This is a genomic window from Mesorhizobium sp. P3_A9 (genome assembly GCF_056402975.1).
The window spans coordinates 1-5,837 of sequence record NZ_JBFUGJ010000358.1 but is presented as its reverse complement, the minus strand read 5'-3'; the positions used below and the strand labels follow the sequence as shown (position 1 = coordinate 5,837).

4 protein-coding genes, 1 tRNA gene and 1 pseudogene are annotated in these 5,837 nt (G+C 60.7%); 2 read left to right on the top strand and 4 right to left on the bottom strand.

What is annotated here, in order from left to right:
- Window positions 1–627: TadE/TadG family type IV pilus assembly protein (locus tag AC1DX0_RS29740; RefSeq protein WP_477358002.1), on the bottom strand; the 627-nt coding region annotated here is incomplete at its 3' end.
- 468 nt (window positions 628–1,095) lie between these two features.
- Between AC1DX0_RS29740 and AC1DX0_RS29735 the strand changes: the two genes are divergently transcribed.
- Window positions 1,096–1,533 (top strand): hypothetical protein, encoded by a 438-nt coding sequence (locus tag AC1DX0_RS29735; protein ID WP_477222328.1) that lies wholly within the window; start codon window positions 1,096–1,098, stop codon window positions 1,531–1,533.
- Window positions 1,534–1,741: 208 nt separating this feature from the next.
- Here AC1DX0_RS29735 and AC1DX0_RS29730 read toward each other — a convergent pair.
- The 3 genes from AC1DX0_RS29730 to phaC all read right to left on the bottom strand — a co-directional run bounded on the left by AC1DX0_RS29730 (window position 1,742) and on the right by phaC (window position 5,548).
- A tRNA-Glu gene (locus AC1DX0_RS29730) sits at window positions 1,742–1,816 on the bottom strand.
- A gap of 419 nt (window positions 1,817–2,235) precedes the next feature.
- On the bottom strand, window positions 2,236–3,498 hold the full coding sequence (locus AC1DX0_RS29725; RefSeq protein WP_477222329.1) for a YcbK family protein: 1,263 nt from the start codon (window positions 3,496–3,498) through the stop codon (window positions 2,236–2,238).
- Between the two features lie 214 nt (window positions 3,499–3,712).
- On the bottom strand, window positions 3,713–5,548 hold the full coding sequence (phaC, locus tag AC1DX0_RS29720; protein ID WP_477222330.1) for a class I poly(R)-hydroxyalkanoic acid synthase: 1,836 nt from the start codon (window positions 5,546–5,548) through the stop codon (window positions 3,713–3,715).
- Window positions 5,549–5,646: 98 nt separating this feature from the next.
- Between phaC and AC1DX0_RS29715 the strand changes: the two are divergent.
- Window positions 5,647–5,837, top strand: a pseudogene (locus AC1DX0_RS29715) (hypothetical protein); the annotation flags it as partial.

Genomic DNA, 5,837 nt, shown 5'->3' with positions numbered 1-5,837 from the left:
TCCCGAGGCAAAGGACTGCTGGATCGTCTTGCTGGTCAGCGGGTCAGTCGTCTCGAACGGGTTGCACATGAATAGCGGGACGGTTTCGCATATCGACTGAACGAAACCGGCCACCGCCTGGGGCCGGATGTCCATCGTGTCAGTGCTGCCGATGAGGCTTGCCGGGAAGATGGTTGCGAATGCCCCGGCACCCTTCGCCACGCCGGATGCATTTATCGTCACTTCGGCGAAAGACACCACTTTAGGATCGGTGCTGGCCCAGTTCACGCTGTTGGCATCGACGCCTGCTGCGGTCAATGTCGTCTCGTCACTGGCCGGTATTCCGGTCAAATACGTGACGGTCACGTCTGCTGGAACGAGTGTATGACCGGCCACGTCCGAATACAGGGTCTGGTTGGCAATAAGGGTCGTCACTGCRCGGTTGGCCCGCGTGATCGAATCCGATCTGCCATCCAGTTCCGCGGCAGCGGCCAGAGCGATGGCGTCGATACCCTTCTGGAGCTGTTGTTGAAGCCCTGTAGCGCGGCTCATGTCGAAGGCCAGCAAAGAAAAGCCTATGAGAACCGGCAGCATAATTGCAACCAGCAGCATCGCGATACCGCGCTGATCATTCCAGAATTCGCGCAAGATCCTACGCATAGCATATTCCCCAAGCCATGCCGCAAATAGTTCCCCGTTAAACGATAATAAGCTCCCTTTGCCATCCCTGCAAGGCGCCGTTCAGCTCAGTGTTATTGCACGTCACTGCGGTATAACCCGATATATATTTTTCACCCTGTCCCGGTAATTGATCTCTGATCGATCGGAATTTTTCGACAGTACGTGGAACGAGTGCAAAAACGCTGCCYGGAGGCCACAGCGAGCCACCTGGAGACGCATGGGCCGCATACGGTCTGAACAGCGCCCAAGGGTGAACGCGCGCTGGCGGCGTCTTATTTCCTTGGGCGAAATTGTAGGGCCGTCGCCTCGGTCTCTGMCTCCAGCGGCTCATAGAGCGTCTTCCCGACGAAGAGAGAAACGGTTGACAGCTTTCGAACTTAAGCGCCGAGTCCCCCCGCGAATTAATCGTACTACTGCTCAAAGGGAGGACCGCACATGGAACACCTTAATCGCAGATCAGCCCTTAAATTTGGTCTCGCAGCGACTGCCGCGACACCCGCTTTTGTATTGGCAGCGCCGGCGGGGGCGGCAGCTCCCACCTATAGCGCCACAGATGGCATGGATATGGGGCATGGGCGACGGATGGTGGAGGTCGGGGAGCAGGAATCGCAGATCAGTGCTTACAAGAGCATCAAGATAATCGATGTGATCTATCAACCTGGAGCTTCCGATCCAGACGACCAGCCTATGATGGACATGGACATGGTCTGTCACATCATTGCCGGTGAGTTCAAAATAGAGAAGAAAGGTATTCCAGCATATACCGTCAAGGACGGCGGCATCTACAGCTGCGGCAAGGGAAAGTCGGACAAAGCCACCAACATCAGCAACGTGGTTGGCATCCATCGAATTGCACTCTTGATCCCAGCTTAAGGTCTGCAACAGGGCATTCGCCACGGTGGCGACTTTGTTGCCGAGCCGTCCGCGTGGCAGTGGCACGCGGCCAAACGGCGGGCGTTATGGTTGGCCCGCTGCTTCGGTGGCTGGCTTTTCTTTGCTGGCGTTCATGGACGTTCGCGGGCGTTTATTCGCCCCATATTCGATGTGTCAATCAACAAACCAGCCAAGTGCTTGAAAAGTCTGGTACGCCCAAGGGGAATCGAACCCCTGTTACCGCCGTGAAAGGGCGGTGTCCTAACCGCTAGACGATGGGCGCGCTCAGACGAAGCGGCTTATACTCACGTTGAGCATAACCGGCAACCCGTCAGTTGACGCCTTGGACAACTTTTTTGCGGGCTATGGAAACACGGGTGTTTCGTCACGGCTGCACGGCTGATCATTAGCGGCGATATCCATCGCTTCGTCATTCTAGGGCGGAGCAAGGAGCGAAGCGACGCGGCGCAGACCCTGGAATCCATGCCGCGACTTTTGAACGCCGCAGCGGTGCAGAATTCTGTTCCGCTGCGCGCGTCGGCCAGGGGCGCGGCATGGATCCTCGGGTCTTCGCGACGGAGCTTCGCTCCTGCTACGCCCGTGGATGACGAAGTCGGGGATGCTTCGGCTAAACTCAGCAGGCGGGAGCGATATCAGCGAACGGTTCCTGGCTGCTAAAAGGGCTCATGCGCGTGCACGCCGTTAGCCGTCGCCACCACCATCACCACCGCCGCTGCGCCGGCGGCAGCGCCAGTTCCAGTCGCGCTCGGGGCCGACGTCGACGTGGACCGATTCGGTGTGGCAGTAGGTGCCGACGCCGCCGCGGCCGGGCATGGTCCTGATGTAGCTCGCCAGCTCCCATTTGGAGACGCCGGGCACCTGAATGTCGGCGGCGGCGCAGTACATGTGCAGCGAATTCTTGGCGCCGTTGGCGCGGCGGTTGCGGGCCGGGTCGCGATAGCCCGAGGTGACCACCATCTTGCGGCCGTAGTGGCCTTCGATCGTCTTCAGCACGCGCACCAGCGACGGCTTCAGGCAGGCGACGTCGACGGTCTCGTTCTGCTTCAGCAGCCCGTTGGGCGCGAGCCGAGCCATGCCGGCGGCGGACGCAACCTGATAGCTGCCGCCGATTGGACCCTCGTCCTCATTGAGGTCGACGTCGCTTTCGTCGTCGAGGCCGGATTTGCGCTTGATCTCAAACAGCGCCGTCTGGCGCACGCCGGGCAGAGCATCGCCGCCCGTGATGTGGCCGGCTTCGTCACCGGTCGAGGCCAATTGTATCGGCTTTGCCGTGGAGTCGGCCGAGGCCAGCGTGATGATCGGCTTTGCCGCCGCTGCCGGCTTGGCTTGCGCGGCCGGCTGTTCGCCCGACCTGGTGTTGACCAGGGGCGCGGGCGTTGCCGAAGCGGGCGTGGCGCCAAACATCGAGGCCAAGAAGCCTTTTTTCTTCGGCGCCTCGGCTTGCGGCGCCTCGCCTGATGTCACATAGACCGGATTGTTCATCACCGGTGCCGCGGCCGGCTTCGGCGTCGTCACGGTGGCATCGGCGGCGGCGATCTTCTGGGCGACCGGGTCGGTCTGCTGCGCCGTCTGGACCGGCTGCTGCAAGGCCTGCGGCGTTTGTCCCACTATCGTCTCAGCCCCGGCTGGCGTTGTCAGCGGAAAGGCGGCCTGGGGTTTGGCCATCGGCACGTAGGCGACTTTTTCGGGCAGCGCCGTATCGCTTGCCGTCATCACGGTCGTCTGCTCGGTCGCCGTCTGCGACGACGAATCGGCGGTCATGACCGGCTTGCCGGTGGCGGCCGCATTGATGTTCGAGGCAGAGGCATTGTAGCCGGGCATGCCGACCGACATTGTCGGGTCGCCGGCCGAGGTGCAGGAGGCCAGGAGCACGGAGCAGAGCGCTGCCACGATGGCGCGGCGTTCTCCCTTTGCGAGGCTCCATCCTGCTGATTTCAAAGTCAAATTCCCCCTCGATGTCCGGTCGGTATGTCCTTGACGCAGAACCAAGATGTGCGTCGAGGTGACCGTTGTCTCCGATCCGGAAACGAGACCTGTGTCAAATCCGCAAGCCTGAAAGTATTTTTGCAGTGATTGCCGAATTACGGCTGCTTGATGGTTGACGACACCATTTCGCCCGCTTTTACCGGGCCGTCAACTCACCACACATTACAATCCGTTACACACGCACCTTCACATAGCTGCCGGGAGCATCCCCCAAGGTTTTCATATGCTTGCCGGGTTTGCGGGCAGGCACGCGGGTGTTGTCCTTGGCCTCGATCCAGCTTTGCCAGTGCGGCCACCACGAGCCCGGATGGTCGGTTGCGCTGGCTATCCACTGGTTGAAATCGCCTGTTGGCGTGCCGCCGGTCCAGTATTGGTATTTGTTGGATGCGGGCGGATTGACGACGCCGGCGATGTGGCCGGATCCGGCCATCACATAGTCGACCTTGCCGCCGAAATATTTCGAACCGAGGAAGACGGACAGCGCCGGCGCGATGTGATCTTCCTTCGAGGCGAGGTTGTAGACCGGGATGGTGATGTCGCCCAGCGAGACTGTGTGGCCGGCGAGTTCCATCGTGCCCTGCGAGAGCGTGTTATCGAGATAGCAGTTGCGCAGGTAGAAAGAGTGGTTGGCGGCAGCCATGCGGGTCGAATCGGCGTTCCAGTAGAGCAGGTCGAAGGGCAGGGGATCCTTGCCGCGCATGTAGTTGTTGATGACATACGGCCAGATCAAGTCGCCGGAGCGCAACATGTTGAAGGCTGTCGCCATCTTGGTGCCGTCGAGATAGCCCTTCTCGTTCATCGACTTTTCCACCGCCGCGACCTGGTCCTCGTCGACGAACACTTTCAGGTCGCCGGCATAGGTGAAGTCGACTTGCGTGGTGAAGAAGGTCGCCGACTTGATGCGGTCGTCGCCCTCCTGCGCCATCAGCGCCAGTGCCGCCGCCAAAAGCGTGCCGCCGACGCAATAACCGATCGCGTTGACGTCGCGTTCACCGGTGGCCCTCTCGATCGTGTCGAGGCCGTATTGCAGGCCCTCGCGGATATAGGCCTCCCAACCCTTGGCGCCGTGGCGTTCATCCGGATTGATCCAGGAGATGACGAAGACGGTGTGGCCTTGCTCAATCGCCCAGCGGATGAAGGATTTCTGCGGGTTGAGGTCGAGTATGTAGAACTTGTTGATCCAGGGCGGGCAGATAAGCAGCGGCCGCTTCAGCACGGTCTCGGTGGAGGGATCATACTGGATGATCTCGGCGACATCGCTGCGGCCGACCACCTTGCCGGGCGTGGTGGCGATGTTCCTGCCGATCTCGAAGGGCGAATAGTCGGCCTGGCGCATTTTCAGGTCGCCCTTGCCGGCGGCGATGTCCTCGGCCAGCATCTTCATGCCGCGCACCAGGTTCTCGCCGTTCGACGCGACGGTTTCGCGGAACAGTTCCGGATTGGTCAAGATGAAATTCGACGGCGAGATGGCGTTGGACACCTGCTTGACGTAGAAGCTCGCCTTGTGCCGGGTGTGCTCGTCCAGACCTTCGGCGTGATCGACCAGTTCGGACGCCCAGCGCGAGGTGACGAGATAGGCCTGCTTGAGGAAATCGAAGAAGGCATTGCGGCCCCATTCCGGATCCTGGAAGCGCTTGTCGCCGCGCTCCGGCTTGACCGCGACATCCTGACCTTCGGCGTTGGGACTGACGCGCTGGATGGCGTTCGCCCACACGGTCATATAGCCGGCGAACAGCCGCGTCTGCGCTTCCAGCGCGCGCTGCGGGTCGGCAAGCCAGTATTCGCTGAGCTTGGAGAAGGTCTTGACCATGTCGACGACCGGCTCGGCGACGTGGTCGCGCACTTCGCCGCGTTCGCGCGGTTCGGCCCAGGCGGACGCCGCCTTGCCGGCCTGCTCGACCATGCGCGCCATATTCAACGCGAAACGTTCCGGGTCCTTAACCAGATATTGCTCGACGGTCGAAGGCTCGTCATCTTCCGTTTTGCCCGAATCGGGTGTTTTGGACATGGTTCGCGGGGTTCCTCCCGRRGCGTTTTCTTGACATATTAACATGGGACATCYGACMGGGTCCAATCTCGCTCTAMCYCGGCTGCCARGRAAACAATATGACGATTAATATTGGCGAGACTGTTTTTTTTGGCGCCGCACGGTTTTCCCGCATCGGCGCGGCGATTGTTCTGCTGGGGATTGCCGGGTGTTCGAGCAGCAATACCAGCGGGCCGACGCCTATCGCCGTGGACGCGGGGCCGAAGGATACCGGCTCGTTTCCGAACCTTAACATAAAACCGCAAGTGGC